Annotated in this window: 17 protein-coding genes and 1 pseudogene; 13 read left to right on the top strand and 5 right to left on the bottom strand. The window is 67.4% G+C overall.

Features of this window, described 5'->3' with window-relative positions:
* A partial coding sequence (locus VL752_RS05765) for an AAA family ATPase (protein ID WP_325353066.1) occupies positions 1–516 on the top strand: 516 nt, incomplete at its 5' end.
* Between the two features lie 9 nt (positions 517–525).
* Here VL752_RS05765 and hisI read toward each other — a convergent pair.
* From hisI to sseA, 3 genes are read right to left on the bottom strand one after another with little or no spacing between them, the layout of a single operon-like run.
* Positions 526–948: a phosphoribosyl-AMP cyclohydrolase gene (hisI, locus tag VL752_RS05760; RefSeq protein WP_325353064.1), complete on the bottom strand. Its 423-nt coding sequence runs from the start codon at positions 946–948 to the stop codon at positions 526–528.
* Positions 941–2,155 (bottom strand): cystathionine beta-lyase, encoded by a 1,215-nt coding sequence (gene metC, locus VL752_RS05755; protein ID WP_325353062.1) that lies wholly within the window; start codon positions 2,153–2,155, stop codon positions 941–943. The genes hisI and metC overlap by 8 nt, the downstream gene beginning before the upstream one ends.
* A complete protein-coding gene (sseA, locus tag VL752_RS05750; RefSeq protein ID WP_325353060.1) occupies positions 2,148–2,996 on the bottom strand; it encodes a 3-mercaptopyruvate sulfurtransferase in 849 nt (282 codons plus the stop codon). Before sseA ends, metC begins: the two co-directional genes overlap by 8 nt.
* A 150-nt stretch (positions 2,997–3,146) precedes the next feature.
* On the opposite strand from sseA, the gene VL752_RS05745 reads away from it, so the two are divergent.
* Entirely contained in the window at positions 3,147–4,268 is a 1,122-nt protein-coding gene (locus tag VL752_RS05745; protein WP_325353058.1) for an AI-2E family transporter, read from the top strand.
* 22 nt (positions 4,269–4,290) lie between these two features.
* Here the strand turns inward: VL752_RS05745 and VL752_RS05740 are convergent, their stop codons facing one another.
* On the bottom strand, positions 4,291–5,400 hold the full coding sequence (locus VL752_RS05740) for an S-(hydroxymethyl)glutathione dehydrogenase/class III alcohol dehydrogenase (RefSeq protein ID WP_325353056.1): 1,110 nt from the start codon (positions 5,398–5,400) through the stop codon (positions 4,291–4,293).
* Between the two features lie 12 nt (positions 5,401–5,412).
* Entirely contained in the window at positions 5,413–6,525 is a 1,113-nt protein-coding gene (locus tag VL752_RS05735; RefSeq protein ID WP_325353054.1) for an A/G-specific adenine glycosylase, read from the bottom strand.
* Between VL752_RS05735 and VL752_RS05730 the strand changes: the two genes are divergently transcribed.
* The 11 genes and pseudogenes from VL752_RS05730 to VL752_RS05680 form a co-directional block, all read left to right on the top strand.
* Positions 6,524–7,093, top strand: coding sequence for a DUF721 domain-containing protein (locus VL752_RS05730; protein ID WP_325353052.1), 570 nt, complete (start codon positions 6,524–6,526; stop codon positions 7,091–7,093). The genes VL752_RS05735 and VL752_RS05730 overlap by 2 nt on opposite strands.
* Positions 7,094–7,184: 91 nt before the next feature.
* On the top strand, positions 7,185–7,811 hold the full coding sequence (locus VL752_RS05725; RefSeq protein ID WP_325353050.1) for a thioredoxin domain-containing protein: 627 nt from the start codon (positions 7,185–7,187) through the stop codon (positions 7,809–7,811).
* A 10-nt stretch (positions 7,812–7,821) separates the two neighbouring features.
* Positions 7,822–11,292 carry a chromosome segregation SMC family protein gene (locus tag VL752_RS05720; protein WP_325353048.1) on the top strand — a complete coding sequence of 1,157 codons (3,471 nt, stop codon included), beginning with the start codon at positions 7,822–7,824 and terminating at the stop codon, positions 11,290–11,292.
* Between the two features lie 309 nt (positions 11,293–11,601).
* The gene (locus VL752_RS05715) at positions 11,602–12,180 is read left to right on the top strand and encodes a malonic semialdehyde reductase (protein ID WP_413788762.1); all 579 of its coding nucleotides are present in this window, start codon (positions 11,602–11,604) and stop codon (positions 12,178–12,180) included.
* Between the two features lie 72 nt (positions 12,181–12,252).
* Positions 12,253–12,702: a type II 3-dehydroquinate dehydratase gene (gene aroQ, locus VL752_RS05710; RefSeq protein WP_325353044.1), complete on the top strand. Its 450-nt coding sequence runs from the start codon at positions 12,253–12,255 to the stop codon at positions 12,700–12,702.
* Positions 12,699–13,163 carry an acetyl-CoA carboxylase biotin carboxyl carrier protein gene (accB, locus tag VL752_RS05705; RefSeq protein WP_325353042.1) on the top strand — a complete coding sequence of 155 codons (465 nt, stop codon included), beginning with the start codon at positions 12,699–12,701 and terminating at the stop codon, positions 13,161–13,163. The genes aroQ and accB overlap by 4 nt, the downstream gene beginning before the upstream one ends.
* 6 nt (positions 13,164–13,169) lie before the next feature.
* On the top strand, positions 13,170–14,513 hold the full coding sequence (gene accC / locus VL752_RS05700) for an acetyl-CoA carboxylase biotin carboxylase subunit (RefSeq protein ID WP_325353040.1): 1,344 nt from the start codon (positions 13,170–13,172) through the stop codon (positions 14,511–14,513).
* Between the two features lie 5 nt (positions 14,514–14,518).
* The gene (locus VL752_RS05695) at positions 14,519–15,157 is read left to right on the top strand and encodes a hypothetical protein (protein ID WP_325353038.1); all 639 of its coding nucleotides are present in this window, start codon (positions 14,519–14,521) and stop codon (positions 15,155–15,157) included.
* 156 nt (positions 15,158–15,313) lie between these two features.
* Positions 15,314–16,858 (top strand): UxaA family hydrolase, encoded by a 1,545-nt coding sequence (locus VL752_RS05690; RefSeq protein WP_325353036.1) that lies wholly within the window; start codon positions 15,314–15,316, stop codon positions 16,856–16,858.
* 62 nt (positions 16,859–16,920) lie between these two features.
* Positions 16,921–17,352, top strand: coding sequence for a Fe-S cluster assembly sulfur transfer protein SufU (sufU, locus tag VL752_RS05685; RefSeq protein ID WP_325353034.1), 432 nt, complete (start codon positions 16,921–16,923; stop codon positions 17,350–17,352).
* Positions 17,349–17,925, top strand: a pseudogene (locus tag VL752_RS05680) (imidazolonepropionase); the annotation flags it as partial. The gene sufU and the pseudogene VL752_RS05680, both read left to right, overlap by 4 nt.

Genomic DNA, 17,925 nt, shown 5'->3' with positions numbered 1-17,925 from the left:
GGCCGCATCAAGGTCGGTTGGTTCCACCAGCATCAGATCGAGGCGCTGGACCCCGACGATACCCCTCTGGAGATCGTCCGCCGCGCGCTGCCGGAGATCAGCGAGTCCGCCCGCCGCTCCCGCCTCGCGCAATGGGGCCTGGCCTTTTCCAAGCAGGAGACGACGATCTTCGATCTCTCAGGCGGGGAGCGGGCACGACTGCTGCTCAACCTCGTGGCCCAGGCGGCGCCGCATCTGCTGATCCTCGACGAGCCGACCAACCATCTCGACATCGACAGCCGCCGCGCCCTGCTCGACGCGCTGAATGACTATGAGGGCGCGGTCATCCTCATCACCCATGACCGTTCGCTGATGGAACTGGTCGCCGACCGTCTGTGGCTGGCGGCCGACGGCACCGTCACGCCCTTCGACGGCGATATGGATGATTACGCGAAATTCGTGCTCGAGCGGGCGAAGGGCGGCGCGGCACCGACCCAGATCGCGCGCGAGGGCAAGAAGAAGAAAAAGAAGGGCTGAGGCCCGCCTTCAGCCGTGGCTATGCGGATGACCATACAGCGCTTCGGGTGACACCTCCGGCTCGGCGATGGTGACGAGCCCCCCGGGCCGGGCGGCGCGGTAGAAGCAGGACCGCCTGCCGGTGTGGCAGGCGACGCCGGTCTGATCCACGATCAGCAGCAGCGTGTCGCCGTCGCAATCGACGCGCAGTTCCACCAGCCGCTGGATCTGGCCCGAGCTTTCGCCCTTGCGCCAGAGCTTTCCCCGGCTGCGGCTGTAGTAGCAGACGCGGCCGGTGGAAAGCGTCTCCGTCACCGCCTCGGCATTCATCCAGGCCATCATGAGCACCTCGCCGGTGCCCTCGGCCTGCGCGATGGCGGCCACCAGCCCGTCATCGTTGAAGCTGATGGCGGTCAGCGCCTCGGCGATGGCCGCCTGGGAAAACTCAGACACCGGAAACCTCGTGCAGCCGCGCGAAACCGCGTTCGAGATCGGCCTTGATATCCGCCAGATCCTCGAGCCCGATATGCAGGCGCATGATCTCGCCGCCGAAAGCGCCGGTGCCGGCGCTACGCTGGATGGTGCCCGAGGTCGGCAGGATGAGGCTTTCATAGCCGCCCCAAGAGGCGCCGATGCCGAAGAGGGTCATGCCGTCAATCATGGCGGAGACGGCGTCCTCGCCGAATTCGGGGCGCAACACGACGCCGAAGAGGCTGGAGGCGCCCGAAAAATCCCGCTTCCAGAAATCATGCCCCGGCGCGCCGGGAAGGGCCGGGTGCAGCACCTGCGCAATTTCGGGCCGCGCTTCCAGCCAGCGCGCCATATGCAGCCCCTGCTCCATCTGGTGGCGCAGCCGCACCCCCAGCGTTCGGATGCCGCGCAAGGCCAGCCAGCAGTCATCCGGGCTCGCATATTGGCCGAGTGCCGTCGCCGCATCGCGCAGGCGCCGCCAATTCTCCTCGGTCGCGACCGTTACGGCGCCGAGGATGATGTCGGAATGGCCGCCGATATATTTCGTCGCCGCCTGGATGGAAACATCGACGCCATGGCGGAAGGGCTGGAAGAAATGGATGCCCCAGGTGTTGTCCAACATCACCACGGCGCCCTTGTCGTGGGCGAGGGCGGCCAGCGCCGGCACGTCCTGCACTTCGAACGTGTGGCTGCCCGGGCTTTCCAGGAAGAGCACCGTCGTCTCCGGCCGGAACAGGTCAGCGAGGTCCGCCGCCGTGATCAGCGGATCGTAATAGGTCGTGACGATGCCGAGAGCGGCGAGCATGCCGTCGCAGAAACGGCGCGTCGGGCCATAGACGCTGTCCGGCACCAGCAGATGCTGGCCGGTCTTCAGAAAGGCGAGCAGCGGGGTTGTGATGGCGGCCAGGCCGGAGGAGACGATCTGGCAACGGCTGCCGCCCTCGATTTCGGCAATCGCGTTTTCTAGCGCGAAATGAGTGGGCGTCCCATGAGTGCCATAGACCATCGCCTGTTCGTAGCGACGCGCACCCTCGCTGCTGCGATGGGCAAGGTCGGGGTGCAACACGGTAGAACCGCGCACCAGGGGCGGGTTGACGAAGCCGTGGACGCGCGCGCCCGGGCGGCCCAGCTGGGTCAGTTTTGTCGCAAAGCGCTGCTCCGCGGGCAGCGCGTCGTCCTTGTCAGCCATCGTTTCCGGATTCCACGAGAGTGTCGGGGCGGCCGCCCCATTCGGTCCAAGACCCATCATAAAGCGCGCCTTCGGGCAAGCCCGCAGCGGCAAGGCCCAATGTCAGCACCGCCGCCGTGACGCCGGTGCCGCAGCTTGTCACCACCGGGCGGCTGCCGTCGGCGCCCTCCGCCGCGAACCGCGCCCGCAGCTGTTCGGGCGGAAGCATGGTGCCGTCGGCCGCCAGCAATTCGTTGAACGGAATATTGTGCGCGCCGGGCATATGGCCGCCGCGCATGCCGGCGCGGGGTTCCGGCGTCGTGCCCAAGAAGCGGCCAGCGGGCCGGGCATCGAGGATCAGTGCCGAACCATCGGCGACGATGCCCTGCATGCTGCTCAGGTCGCGCAGCCGCTCGGGCCGGAAAGCGGGCGTGAACTGCGCGGGTATCGGGGCGCTTGGCGCGCCGCTTTCGACCGGCCGCCCCTCGGCGCGCCATTTCGGCAATCCGCCATCCAGCACGGCGGCCTTGTCGTGCCCCATCGCCCGCATCATCCACCAGCCGCGTGCGGCCGAGAACAGGCCGAGTTGGTCGTAAAAGACGATCCTGCTGTCATTGCCGATGCCGAGCGCGCCCATCATGGCAGCGAAGGCCTCCGGCCGCGGCAACATATGCGGCAGGTCGGACCCCGTATCCTTGATCGCCTCGATATCGAAGAAGCGGGCGCCGGGGATGCGCGCCTCCACGAAGAGCGCCTGGGCGTCCCGCGGGTCATGGGGCAGGTAGAAGGAGCCGTCACAGACGACGAGCTTGGGATCGTCCAGGTGCTGAGCGAGCCAGGAGGTCGATACCAGTGGCGTCATGTCCCTCTCCTTTGCTGGGGTCGTCGATTGACCATAGTCTCGGCCGAGGCAGAGCGACCGGCAAGGGCGCTTCCTGCGCAGCTGCCGCAAGCCTGAAATTTGATGTAACAGAGCGGGCACCCGCCGCCCGCTGCAAGGATTCCGCGCCCCGTGACCGAAAGACTGCTGATCTGGGTGCTCCTCGGAACGCTGATCGCCGGATGTTTCACCGTGCTGCAGCCTTTTATTGCGGCCATCGCCTGGGCGGCGATCCTCACGTTCACTACCTGGCCGATCTACGGCTGGCTGCGCACCCGCCTGCACCTGCCGCGTGCTGTCGCCGCTCTGGCCATGATCGTGCTGACGGCCGTGGTCATTCTGCTCCCGCTGACGCTGATCGCCGAAAGCGGCCTCCAGAACGCGGTCAATCTGCGGCGCATGATCAACGAGATGCTGATCTTCGGCCTACCGCCCGCGCCGCCCTGGGTGTCGGCGCTGCCGCTGTTCGGCCCGACCATCGCCGATGTCTGGAACCACTGGTCGGCTGATCTCGAAAGCCTGCTGAGCGCGGTGCATCCCTATATGGGGATCGCCGCGAAGGAGGGGCTGCACCTTCTGTTGGCGATCACCGATGGCGTGGTCCGCATGGGCCTGGCCCTGTTCATCGCCTTCTTCTTTTTCATCTATGGCGAAGGGCTGGCGCGCGGCGTCGCCGGCATCCTTTACCGCCTCATCGGTACCCAGGCTGAGCGGCTGCTGCGAATCGTGGGCGCCACGGTGCGTGGGGCGGTCTACGGTATTCTCGGAACGGCGCTGGTGCAGGGCATCATGCTGAGCATGGGGCTGTGGGCCAGCGGCGTGCCCAATGCGGCACCGCTGGCCCTGGCCGGCACTTTTTTCTCCCTGGTGCCGGGCGGCGGCGCACTGATCTGGGTGCCGGCGGCGATCTGGCTGCTGAGTTCGGGCTCGGATGTCGCGGGCCTGGCACTGGCCGTCTGGTGCGGCATCGGCATCTCGATCGCGGACAGTCTGGTGCGGCCCTGGTTCATCGCCCGTGGCGCGCATCTGCCCTTCATCCTGACGCTGTTCGGTGTGCTCGGAGGGGCCTTGGCCTTCGGCATCCTGGGCGTCTTCCTCGGCCCCGTGCTGCTGGGCGTCGGCTTCATCCTGGCCGAGGAATTTTCGCGCGGAGCACCCGACTCGGGGGTTGAGGCGGTGGAAGCGGCCAGCCAGCCCGAGGGGGCGAAGCCGCCGAAAGCTGTGGCGCCCTTGCGGCGCGGCCGGCGGGGTTGAATCCCCGCCGGCGCGAGCGGCATCAGTAGGTCACGACGGTCCGGATCGACTCGCCGCGCTTCATCAGATCAAACCCCTCGTTGATCTGCTCGAAGGGCAGGACATGGGTGATGAGATCGTCGATGTTGATCTTGCCGTCCATGTACCAGTCAACGATGCGCGGCACGTCCGTCCGTCCGCGGGCGCCGCCGAAGGCCGTGCCCAGCCACTGCCGGCCGGTCACGAGCTGGAACGGACGCGTGCTGATCTCGGCACCCGCGGGCGCCACGCCGATGATGACGGATTTGCCCCAACCGCGATGGGCGCATTCCAGCGCCTGGCGCATCACCTTCACATTGCCGATGCATTCAAAACTGTAATCGGCGCCGCCCTTGGTCAGGCTGACGAGATAGGGCACCAGATCGCCCTCGACCTCGCTCGGATTGACGTAATGCGTCATGCCGAATTTCTCGGCCATCGGCACGCGGCCGGGATTGAGGTCCACACCCACGATCATCTCGGCGCCCGCAAGCCGCGCACCCTGCACGACATTGAGGCCGATGCCGCCCAGGCCGAAGACCACGACCTTGGCACCCGGCTCCACCTTCGCCGTGTTGATGACGGCGCCGATGCCGGTGGTAACGCCGCAGCCGATGTAGCAGACCTTCTCGAAGGGCGCGTCCTCGCGGATTTTCGCGAGCGCGATCTCAGGTACCACCGTGAAATTCGAAAAGGTCGAGGTGCCCATGTAATGGTAGATGGGCTCGCCATCGCAGGAGAAGCGCGAGGTGCCATCCGGCATCAGCCCCTGGCCCTGGGTCGAGCGGATAGCAACGCAAAGGTTCGTTTTGCGGCTCAGGCAATATTCGCACTGGCGGCATTCCGGCGTGTAGAGCGGAATGACGTGGTCGCCCTTCTTCAGACTGGTGACGCCGGGTCCGACATCCACCACCACGCCCGCGCCTTCATGCCCGAGAATGGACGGAAAAATGCCTTCCGGGTCGGCGCCCGAGAGGGTGAATTCATCGGTATGGCAGATGCCGGTGGCCTTGACCTCGACCAGCACTTCGCCGGAACGGGGGCCTTCGAGATCCACCGTTTCAATGCTGAGGGGCTGCGCCTTGGCGCGGGCGACGGCGGCACGGGTTTTCATGGGGTTCGCTCCCTAAACGAGAAGGTCGGCAGAGTAGTCGGCGGCAGGCGCTGCCTCCGCCCGGGTGTTTTGGCCCAGAGTCAGACATTTTGCCATCAGACTCGGCAGGGCCTGCGTGGCGAGATCGCCTGCGGCGCAGAGATAGCCCGTGTCGATTGCCCCTGTGGGAACGGAGGCGACATGGGCCGCGTAGACATCGATCAGCAGCTCGAAATGGGTAAAGACATGGCGCACCGTGCCGCGCTTCACCCAGCCGGCCTGGAGCACCGGGGCTTGCGCCAGTGCCTCATCCAGCGTCCATGGGTCGGCCCGCCACGCGGTGCCGGGAATTTCCACCATGCCGCCGAGCAGCCCCTTGGCCGGGCGGCGGCGCAGCAAAACCCGCCCTTCCTCGTCCGCGAGATAAAAATGCGCGCCATGGCGGCGCGGCCTTACGGCTTTCGGAGCCTTGCGCGGCAGGGCTGCGGCGATGCCCTGCCTTCGACCCTCGCAGGTTTCGGCCCAGGGGCAGAGGGCGCAGGCCGGAGTCGTCGGCGTGCAGAGCGTGGCGCCAAGGTCGAACAGGGCCTGGGCGGTGTCGGACGGCGCGCAGCGCGCCGCCTCCTGCTCCATCAGCGCCGCCGCCCGCGCGCGGATCAGCGGCCGTGCCTGGGGCAAGGGTGTGTCGATCGCCCAGACGCGGCTCATCACCCGCTCGACATTGCCGTCCACCGGAACCACCGGCAGGCCGAAGGCGATCGCGCCGACGGCAGCGGCGGTATACGCTCCGATGCCAGGCAGGGCCCGCAGCCCGTCGATATCAGCGGGAAAGGCGCCGCCCCTTTCCGCCACCGCCCTCGCGCAGGCAACAAGATTGCGGGCGCGGGCGTAGTAACCAAGGCCCGCCCAGGCGGCCATCACCCGGTCATCCGCGGCCGCCGCCAAATTCGTGACGCTGGGGAACAGGCTTAGAAAACGTTCATAATAGGGGATGACGGCGCCGACCGTCGTCTGCTGTAGCATGATTTCGGACAGCCAGACGCGATAGGGATCCGCGGTCTCGCCAGGCTCTGCCCGCCAGGGCAGGCTGCGGCGATGCCGCGCGTACCAGTCGAGCAGGCGCGCGACGGAGGGCGAAGAGCGCATGGCGGACGAGGAGCGGGAGGACGGCACGGCGGGGAAGATGACGCCGGGACCGTCCCAGAGCAAGCCGACGGGCAAGGCCAAGGGCAAAGCGACCGCTGGGGAATCGCCGCCGCCGGACATCCGCAGCTTCTCCATGCGCCCGATCGGCGGCCTCATCGCGCGCGTTACCCGCGCCGGCTACCGCCGCCGTTCGCCGGCCGCCGCCCAGATCATGATGGACTGGATGGACATCATGGGTCCGACGCTTGGGCCCCGCACCGTGCCGCAGAAACTCTCGGCCGGAACGCTCACCATCGGTTGCCAGGGCCCCGTCGCGATGGAGCTGCAGCATCTCTCGACCCAACTGATCGAGCGGCTGAACACCCATCTCGGGCAGAGCGGCGACAGTGCCGTGGTCCAGCGCCTGCGCTTCGTGCCGGTCACGAACCTCTCCACCCTGCCGCCAACCCCCCGCCGCCCGCCGCCGAGCGCGCCGCCACCGAGCCTTCCTGGCTTCGAACCCGGGCCCTTGCACGATGCTTTGGCGCGGCTTGGACAGGCGGTCGCGAACCGGCACAAACCCCGTTGAGCCGACGTGCCAACGCCGTCGGAATCCATAGAAATATCGACAGCTAGTTGGTCGATCTGTTATCCACCACAAGATATTGAAGGTTGCCGTGATGATCTCTCGCCGTTCTTTCGTCGCCGCCGGTGCCGCCCTGGTCGGCGCCAGCGCCTTTCCGGCCATCAGCTTCGCCGACAGCACCGGGGCGGCCGGCACTCCGTCGACTGAAGGCCCACGCTCCATCGGCGCGGCGAATGCCCCAGTCACGGTGGAGGAGTTCTTCTCCCTCACCTGCACCCATTGCGCGCATTTCTCGATGACGACGATGCCCGAGGTGATGGACAAGCTTGTCAAGCCGGGCAAGCTCCGCATCGTCTATCACGACTTCCCGCTGGATGCCGTGGCGCTCGAAGCCGCCATGGTTGCGCGTTACCTGCCGAACGACCAGTATTACCCCTTCGTGACCGCCCTTTTCGCGAGCCAGGATACCTGGGCCTTCGCGCCCGGCGTGAATTACACGGATGAACTCTGGAAGATGGCGGCGCTGGCCGGCATGGGCCACGACACCTTCCAGAAGGCTGTGGCCGACAACGCTCTCAAGAACTGGATCCAGACCCAACAGGTCGCGGACGAAAAGATGTACAATATCGAAGCCACCCCCTCCTTCCTCATCAAGGGCAAGACCCAGGCAGGTGACATGAGCTACAGCGACTTCGTCTCCGCCATCGGTCTGGCCGGGTAAGGGAGCGCGCATGCCGGCCCGGCTCGCCCGACTGCGCATCGCGGGGTTCAAAAGCTTCGCTGATTCGACCAGCCTGGACATCCTGCCGGGCCTCACAGGCATTATCGGTCCCAATGGCTGCGGCAAGTCGAACATCGTCGATGCGCTGCGCTGGGCCATGGGCGAAGGCAATGCCCGCAGCCTCCGTGGCGGCGAGATGGACGACATCATCTTCGCCGGCACGACCTCGCGCGCCTCGCGCAATCTCGCCGAGGTGACGGTTACGCTCGAGGACGCGGCGGGCATGGTGCCGCCGCCTAACCACGAGCAATCCGAATTCGAGATCACCCGCAAGATCGAGCGCGGCTCCGGCAGCGGCTATCGCCTCAATGGGCGCGAGGTGCGGGCGCGCGACGTGCAGACGCTGTTCGCCGACATGGCGAGTGGCGCGCGCAGCTGCGCCATGGTGGGCCAGGGCCGGGTCGCCGCCATCGTCGGCGCCAAGCCGGAGGAACGGCGGCAGATTCTGGAGGAAGCCGCCGGCATCGCCGGCCTCTCTGCCCGCCGGCACGAGGCCGAGTTGAAGCTGCGCGGGGCCGAAGCCAATCTGCAGCGCGCCGAGGATATGCGCGGCCAGGTGGAGATCCAGCTTCAGGGCCTGCAGAAGCAGGCCCGCCAGGCGGCGCGATATCGTAATATTTCTGGCCTCATCCGGGGCGCCGAGGCGGAATTCCTCGCCATCCAGCATCTCCGGGCGGAACGCGCGCGCACCGCCGCGCAAGCGGCGCTGGCCACCGCCCAGCGGGCCGTGGAAGAAGCTGCCGCCGCCAATCGCGCCGCCGAACAGGCGCATGGCGCGGGCAGCGACATCCTGCCGCCCTTGCGCAAGGCGGAGGCCGATGCGCGCACGGCCCTCGAACGCCAGCGCGTCGCGACCGAGCATCTGGTCGCCGAGGAGAATCGTACCAAGGCAGCCATCTCGGCTGCCACCCAGCGGCTGGAACAGGCGAACCGCGATCTCGGCCGGACCGAGGGCATGATGCGGGACGCGGCCGAGGCGGAAGCGCGCCTCGCCGCCGAGGACGCCGTGCTCGCCACGGCGGAGAGTGAGGCGAAAGACAAACTCGCCGCCGCCGAGGCCGGCATGCTGCGCGCGGCCGAAGCAGCCCGGGCGGCGGAGACGGCCGCCCAGGACGCGGCCGAGCGCAATGCGGCACTGACCGCGACCGCCCAGGCGCTGTCGGGCCGTCTCTCCCAGGCCGAGCAGCGGGCCCGCCGGGTGACCGAACAGGTTGCCCGCCTCTCCGTCGAACGCGACCGCCTGTCCCAGGATCTCATCGCGCCCGAGAAGCTCGCCGAAGCCCGCGCCGCCGCTGAGGCGGCTGAGGAAACGCGCAAAGCCGCGGCGGCGCGGCTGGAAGCGGCCGAGCGCGGCCGTGTCGCGGCCCAGGCCGCACTCGCGACCGCGCGGGAAAAAACCAATACGGCGGAATCAACCGCGACCCGGCTGCGCGCCGAGATCCGCGCGCTGAACGAAGTGTTGAGCGTCGGGCAGACGCAATCCGGCCCGCAACTCGTGGACGAGCTGACCGTGCCCGCCGGCCTGGAAGCGGCCCTCGGTGCTGCCTTCGGCGAAGAGTTGAGCGCGGCTGCCGGCAAGGATGCCGCGCGCAGCTGGCGCGAACTGCCGCCGCTCGACGCCGAGGCGCCACTGCCCGAAGGCTGCACGCCCCTGGGCACGGCGGTGCAGGGCCCGCCATCACTGGCGCGCGCCCTTGCCCATATCCTGCTGGCCCCCGCCGAGGCCGCGCCCGATCTGCAAGCGAAACTCCGCCCCGGCCAGGTGATCGTCTCGGAACAAGGCGGCGTCTGGCGCTGGGACGGCTATACGGTCCGCGCTGGCACGCCGACGGCGGCGACCGTGCGCCTGACCCAGCGCAACCGGCTGCGCCGCCTGCGCGAGGAGGGTGCGGCCGCCGATGCCGCGGCCCAGGAAGCGCGCAGCATCCAGGAAGCGGCCCAGGCCGCGGACCGCGCCGGCGTCGCCGAGGAACAGGCCGCCCGCACGGCCCGGCGCGAGGCGGACCAGAGCGCCGAGCGGCTGCGCCATACCGCGGCCGCACTCACGACCCGCGCGGCGGCGGCGGAAGCGCGTCTCGCCGGCGTCGTCTCCCAGCTCGAAGCGGCGGAGCCCGAGCGCCAGGAAGCGGATGCAGCGCTTGTCGCAATCCGCGACGAGGCGGCTGCCCTCCCCGACCTCTCCACCATGCGCGCCGAAGTGGAAGCCGCGCGCAGTGCGCAGCAGCTTGCCCGTCGCGAGGAAAGCGACAGCCGCAGCCGCCATGACGGGTTGCTGCGGGACGGCACCAGCCGCATGCAGCGCCGTGAATCCCTGGCCCGTGAGCGCCAGGGCTGGGCCGAGCGCGCGGCGGAGGCGCAGAGCCATATCGCCGAACTCGGCCAACGCCAGCAGGAAGCCCAGGCGGAACATTCTTCCCTTGCGGCCCTGCCGGAGAAGCTCGCCGCCGACCGTGCGGCCCAGGCTGCCCTTCTCGCCGAGGCCGAGACCGAGCATCGCAGCATCGCCGAAAGGCTGCGCCAGGCGGAAGCCGAATCCCGCGCCGCCGAAAAGGCCTCCCGCGCGGCCGAAACCGCCCAGGCGCTGGCCCGTGAAAACCTCGTCCGCGCGGAGAGCGCGGTCGAGCAGGCGAACCATGCCTGGGGCACGGTCGCGGAACGGGTGCTGGAGCGCCTCGGCACCGATCCGACCTTCCCCGAAATCCAGGGTGAACCCAGCCTGGATGCCGAGGAGAAAGCACGCCGGAAATTCGAGCGGCTGACCCGCGAACGGGACGAAATGGGCCCCGTGAACCTGCGCGCCGAGACCGAAGTGCAGGAGATCACCCGTCAGCTCGAACTCATGGACCGCGAGAAGGGCGATCTCGTCGCCGCCATCGCCAAGCTGCGCGGGTCGGTCGGCCATCTCAACCGCGAAGGGCGGGAGCGGCTTTCCGCCGTCTTTACCGAAATCGATAAGAATTTTCAGATGTTCTACGCGCGCATGTTCGGCGGCGGCCGGGCACATCTGGCGCTCGTGGGCTCGGACGATCCGCTGGAAGCCGGGCTCGAGATCTTCGCCCAGCCGCCGGGCAAGAAGCTCTCCACCCTCTCGCTTCTCTCGGGTGGCGAGCAGGCGCTGACCGCTCTCTCCCTCATCTTCGCGGTTTTCCGCAGCAATCCCGCCCCCCTCGCGGTGCTGGACGAGGTCGACGCGCCGCTGGACGACGCCAATGTGGAGCGGCTCTGCACCCTGCTGAACGAGGTGGTGAAGGAGACCGGCACACGCTTCCTGGTCGTGACCCATCACCATCACACCATGGCGCGAATGGACCGTCTCTACGGAGTTACGATGATGGAGCGCGGCGTCTCCCGCCTGCTCTCGGTCGACCTTAACCGTGCCGTCGCGATGACCGAGCCCACGCCGAAGATGGCCGCCGAATAAGGCGTGCCTGCCCGGGGGCCCCGTTGATCCCTCGGGAACGCGTGCTATCAAAGCCGCCGCTTGAGGTTTGGGGATGGGCGAATGACGGATGTGACTGAGCATAACGGCAAGACGGAGGTGGAGAAGGCAGCGGAGCCCCGCCACGACGCCGTGCCTGCGCCCGAAGCGCCCGTGACCGAAGCGCCCGTGACCGAAGCATCGGTAACCCAAGAGCCCTCGATCGGCGAGGCGATGATCGCGGCCGATCTCGCGGTGCCCGACGATGCCGGACCGGCCGAACAGCTGCCGCCGAAAACCTTTCCCTACGATCTGGAAAGCCCCGAACTCGTCCGCGCCTTCCTCCATGCCCGTACGCCGCGCGCCTGGACGGATCGGCCGGTAGAGGAGGAAACTCTCCAGCACCTTTACGACCTCGTGAAACTCGGCCCGACCTCGGCCAACAGCTCCCCCGCCCGTTTCGTCTTTGTGCGCAGCCAGGAAGCGCGCGAACGCCTGCGTCCGGCGCTGAACCACGGCAATGTCGAGGCGGTGATGACCGCGCCGGTGACCGCGATCGTCGCCTACGACCCCTCCTTCTATGATTTCCTGCCTCGTCTCTACCCGCAGGCGGAGGACGCCCGCAGCTGGTTCGCCTGGAACGATGAATTCTCGCTTGAAACCGCCGTGCGCAACGGCAGTCTGCAAGGCGGCTACCTCATCCTCGCCGCCCGTCTGCTCGGGCTTGATTGCTGGCCGATGTCTGGTTTCGACGCCGCCAAGGTCGATTCCCTCTTTCTCGACGGCCGCGGCTGGCGCGCCAACTTCCTGCTCAGCCTCGGCTATGCCGCGCCCGTGGAAGGCCCGCGCAACCCGCGCCTGACCTTCGCGGAAAGCTGCGAGGTCATCTGATTTCATGGCAGAGGGCGCAAGATCCGACGCAAGCCATTGGCCCCGCCCCTGGCCTATGCTAGCCCCGGCGTCATGAGCCTGCCCCTGATCGCCGTGTTGAACGGCCCCAACCTGAACATGCTCGGGCTGCGCCAGCCGGAGGTCTACGGTTCAGCGACGCTTGACGATGTCGAGCAGCTCTGTGCCGAGACGGCCGAGGGGCTGGGTCTTGCGATCGATTTCCGCCAGACCAACAGCGAAGGCGAGCTCATCTCCTGGGTCCAGGAATGCCGCGGCCGCGCGAGTGGGATCGTGATCAATCCGGCCGGACTTAGCCATACCTCCATCTCGCTCATGGATGCGCTGCTCAGCGCCGAACTGCCCGTGGTCGAGGTGCATATCTCGAATATTCACCGCCGGGAGCAATTCCGGCATCACTCTTACATCTCAAAAATTGCAACGGGTGTGCTTTGCGGATTCGGAACACATGGCTACGCCCTGGGTTTGATCGCGATGGCACGGATTCTGGAGGGGGGCCAATGAACCGGCTGTCATTTGATCCTGAGGATATTCGCGAACTCGCGGCCATTCTGGACGAAACGGGCCTGAGCGAGATCGAGATTTCCGAGAAGGACCGGCGCATCCGCATCGCGCGCGCCCCAGCCCCGGTGAGCTATTCCATGGCCCCGCAGGCGGCCGCCCCAGCCGCCGCGCCGGTGGCCCCGGCTCCGGCCGTCCTGGTGCCCCCTGCGGCACTCGATGCGAGCCATCCCGGCGCGGTAACAAGCCCGATGGTCGGCGTCGCCTATCTTTCCCCCGATCCGGAGAGCCCGAACTTCGTCTCCATCGGCCAGCGCGTGGAAGCCGGGCAGACGCTTCTCCTGATCGAGGCGATGAAGACCTTCAATCAGATCAAGGCACCGCGTTCGGGCACCATCTCCCAAGTCATTGTCGGCGCCGGAACTCCGGTGGAGTTTGGCGAAGTCCTGATGATTCTGGACTGACCTGACATGTTCAAAAAAATCCTCATCGCCAATCGCGGCGAAATCGCCCTCCGGGTTCAGCGCGCCTGCCGAGAGATGGGGATCGCCTCCGTCGCCGTGCATTCCACCGCCGACGCCGACGCCATGCATGTCCGCCTCGCGGATGAAAGCGTCTGCATCGGGCCACCGGCCGCGCGCGACAGCTACCTGAACATCCCCGCCATCCTTTCGGCTGCCGCCATCACGGGTGCCGACGCGATCCATCCCGGCTACGGCTTCCTCAGCGAGAATGCGAGCTTCGCCGAGATCGTGGAAGCGCACGGCATCGCCTTCATCGGCCCGACCGCGCAGCACATCACCATGATGGGCGACAAGATCGCGGCCAAGGACGCCATGAAGCGCCTCGGCGTGCCCCTGGTTCCGGGCTCGGACGGCGCGCTCGCGACCCTCGCGGAAGCGGCCGAGGTCGCGGCGCGGATCGGCTATCCCGTTCTGATCAAGGCCGCCGCCGGCGGCGGCGGGCGCGGCATGAAGGTGGCGCTCAGCGCTGACGAACTCGCCGAGGCCTGGCAGGTCGCGCGCACCGAATCCAAGGCCGCTTTCGGCAATGATGCCGTCTACATGGAAAAGTATCTCGACCGCCCCCGGCATATCGAGATGCAAATCCTGGCCGATTCCCACGGCAATGTCGTGCATTTCGGGGAGCGTGACTGCTCCCTGCAGCGCCGCCACCAGAAGCTGCTGGAAGAAGCCGGCTCCCCCGCGCTCACGCCCGATCAGCGCAATGCGCTCGGCGAGACGGTCACCTCGGCCCTCAAGGGACTCGGCTACCGCAATGCCGGCACGCTTGAATTCCTTTATCAAGACGGCCAGTTCGCCTTCATCGAGATGAACACCCGCCTGCAGGTGGAGCATCCGGTGACCGAGCTGGTCTGCAATGTCGACCTCGTGCGCGAGCAAATCCGCATCGCCGCCGGCGAGCCGCTGGGCTACGACCAGTCCTCGGTCCAATTCTCCGGCCATGCGATCGAAGTGCGCGTCAACGCGGAAGACCCCGATACCTTCATTCCCAATCCGGGCCTGATCACGACCTACCACCCGCCCGGCGGCCTCGGCGTGCGCGTGGACAGTGCCCTCTACGGCGGGTATCGCGTGCCGCCCTACTACGATTCGATGATCGCGAAGCTCATCGTCCATGCCCCGGACCGGCGCCAGGCGATTGCGCGCATGCGCCGCGCGATCGACGAATTCGCGGTCATCGGCGTCAAGACCACCCTGCCCCTGCACCGCCGCATCCTCGACGATCCCACCTTCCAGTCGGGCGAGTACACGATCCACTGGCTGGAGAAATTCGTCGCAGGCACGGCCTGAAGGCAGTGCCATGGCGCGCCGCCTGCCTGGCTTTCGCGCTTATCCTGACCGCACCGGCCATGGCGGGCGCTGAACAGAGCGCCCCGTTCTGGCCCGCGACCCCCTCCGGCCGCGCGGCGGCGGCGGCGCGGCTTGACCTTCTGCAGCAGGCCCTGCGCGACGAGCCGAGCGCCACGCTCGTCCTCGAGAGCTGGTGCGCCCGCTATCATCTGGCTGCCGATCCAAAAATCATCGCCGAACGGGTGCATGGGGCACCGAAACCTGCGCCCGAGCGGGTGCGGCACAACCTGGCGCTGCGCGCGGGCGAGCGGCTCGGCTATCGCCGGGTCCAGCTGCTCTGCGGCGGGCGCGTGCTGTCGGATGCCGATAACTGGTATGTGCCGGACCGGCTGACGCCCGCGATGAACGAGCTCCTTGCGCATAGCGACACGCCCTTCGGCCTCGCCGTCCGCAGTTTGCATTTCCGTCGCCGGACGATTTCAAGCGAGCTGTTATGGCAGCCGGAACAGGCGCCCTCCGGCGACCGGCTCATCATCCCCGATCACGTGCTGCGCAATGTCGGCCTGTTGACCGCAGCAAGCGACCAGCCCATCTCCCAGGTGATCGAGAATTATACCGCCGCCGTGCTCGGCGCACCGGACTGATCGTCCGACCAATCCAATTTGCGCAGGCTAACACTGCGATAAGTCTCTGGTGCCTGCCCGTCCGAAGGGGCAAGATTGGCAATTGAACCGGCTCCATGAGGGCCGCACGATAAAAACGGCGCCCGTGCCCCCGAGGCCGGCCGAGGGATTCGAACCATGCTGAATACGCTTTCCTCCACCATGCATCTCAACGCGCTCGACAATGTCGTCATCGCGCGGGTCGAAATCCCGCAGGGAACGGCGCTGCCGGACCGCGGGGTGACGGCGGGAAGCCGCATCCCGCGCGGCCACAAGATGGCGCTGACGGCGATCCCCCGCGGCGAGCCCATCCTCCGCTACGGGCAGGTGATCGGCTTCGCCAAAAGCGATATCGCGCCCGGCGACCATGTTCATGTGCAGAATTGCGAGATTCACGAATTTGCCCGCGACCATGCCTTCGGCGTGGATGCGAAACCGACCGACTACATCCAGCCGCAGGCGACCTTCCAGGGCATCGTCCGCCCCGACGGCCGCGTCGCCACGCGCAACTACATTGGCATCCTGACCTCGGTGAACTGCTCGGCCGGCACCGCGCGCTACGTGGCGGAAGCCTTTCGGCGCAATCCCTTCACGGGGGACGAAGGCCTGCTGAAGGACTTCCCGAATGTCGACGGCGTCGTGGCGCTGACCCACAAAACCGGCTGCGGCATGGCGATTGCCGGCGAGGGCATGGACACGCTCCGCCGCACCATCGCGGGCTATGCGCAGCACGTGAATTTTGCCGCCGTCCTCATCATCGGCCTCGGCTGCGAGACCAACCAGATCGGCCCGATCATGCAGAGCCGTGGCATCCAGGCGGGCACCAAGCTTGCCACCATGGTCATCCAGGAGAGCGGTGGCGCGCGCAAGACGGTGGAAGCCGGCATCGCGAAGGTCCTCGAACTGCTGCCCGAGGCCAATAACGTCACCCGCGTGACGGTGCCTGTTTCCAATCTCATCGTCGCCCTGCAATGCGGCGGATCGGACAGTTTCTCCGGCCTCACCGCCAATCCGGCCCTGGGCCATGCCTCCGATCTCATCGTCCGCCATGGCGGCACGGTGATCCTGACCGAAACCACCGAGATCTACGGTGCCGAACACCTGCTCACCCGCCGCGCCGTCAGCCCCGAAGTCGGCCAGAAGCTGCTCGACCGTCTGACCTGGTGGGAGGAATACACCCGCCGCAGCGGCGGTGAGATCGACAACAACCCTTCCCCCGGCAACAAGGCCGGCGGCCTCACCAATATCGTCGAGAAATCGCTCGGTGCCGTCGCCAAGGCGGGCACCACCAATCTCGTGGATGTCGTGGGCTACGCCGACCAGGTGACCGAGAAGGGATTGGTGATCATGGACGGACCGGGCTTCGATCCGGTTTCGGCCACCGGCCAGATCGCGGGCGGGGCCAATATGCTGTGCTTCACGACGGGGCGCGGCTCGGTCTTCGGGTGCAAACCCACGCCGTCGATCAAGCTCGCGACCAATACGCCGCTCTATGAGCGCCAAACCGACGACATGGACATCAATTGCGGCACGATTGCCGACGGCACCGAGACGGTGGAGGAATGCGGCCAGCGCATCTTCGAGATCATCCTGTCCATCGCCTCGGGCGAACGCACCAAAAGCGAGCAGATCGGCTTCGGGGATGACGAATTCGCGCCCTGGCAGCTCGGCGCGACTGTCTGATGCTCCACTGATCGTCATCTGATGCCATTGCGGCGGCCAGCGCGCCGCCGCATCTTTGCTGCATGACGAACGACACCGCCGAGGCGATCTACCACGCGACCATCATGGATCGCGCCCGCCGCCCCCGGCACCAGGGGCGGCTGGAGGTTTTCGACGCCGAGGGTGAGGCGCGGAACCCGCTTTGCGGAGACCGGGTTTCCGTGCACCTTACCCGCACGTCCGACGGACGCGTCGGTGCCCTCGCCTATCACGCCCGCGCCTGCGCCATTTGCACGGCCTCGGCCGATCTCATGGCCGAGATGGTGCCCGGCATGACCAGCGCCGAAATCGCCACGACGGCCGCGGCCTTCGAGGCCGCGCTGCGGAAGGGCCGGCCCTTGCCGCCGGAAAGCCCGCTCGCCTGCTTCCAGCCTCTGTCTGACGTGCCGTCCCGCATTTCCTGCGCGACGCTTGGCTGGAACGCGCTTCTCTCCGCGCTGAAAGATTCTCCATGAAACGGCTTCTCATCAACGCCCGCCTCGCGACGATGGCCGAAGGCCTCGGCATCGTCGAAGACGGTGCGGTGCTGATGGAAGACGGCCGAATTCTCTATGCTGGTTCCGCCGCCGATCTGCCGGACAGCGCAGGCGCGGAGGTGACCGATCTTGGCCGCCGCTGGGTAACCCCCGCGCCGATCGACTGCCACACCCATCTCGTCCATGGCGGCAACCGCGCGCGGGAATTCGAAATGCGGCTCGACGGTGCGACCTATGAGGAGATCGCGCGTGCCGGCGGCGGCATCGTTTCCTCCGTCGCCGCCACGCGCGCACTCTCGGTCGAGGAACTGGTCGAGGCGAGCCTGCCCCGGCTGGATGCGCTGATCGCTGAGGGCACCACGACCGTCGAGATCAAATCCGGCTACGGGCTGGATATCGCTTCCGAATGCCGGATGCTGGAAGCGGCCCGGCTGATGGAGCGCCGTCGCCCGGTTCGCATTCGCACCAGCTGGCTCGCGGCCCATGCCGTGCCGGCCGAGTATCGCGGCCGCTCCCAAGCCTATCTGGACGAGGTCGCGATCCCCGGCCTGC

The organism is Acidisoma sp., assembly GCF_035492295.1.
Classification (GTDB): domain Bacteria; phylum Pseudomonadota; class Alphaproteobacteria; order Acetobacterales; family Acetobacteraceae; genus Acidisoma.
The sequence above is the reverse complement of the archived record's forward strand: the minus strand, read 5'-3'. Positions and strand labels throughout refer to the sequence as shown.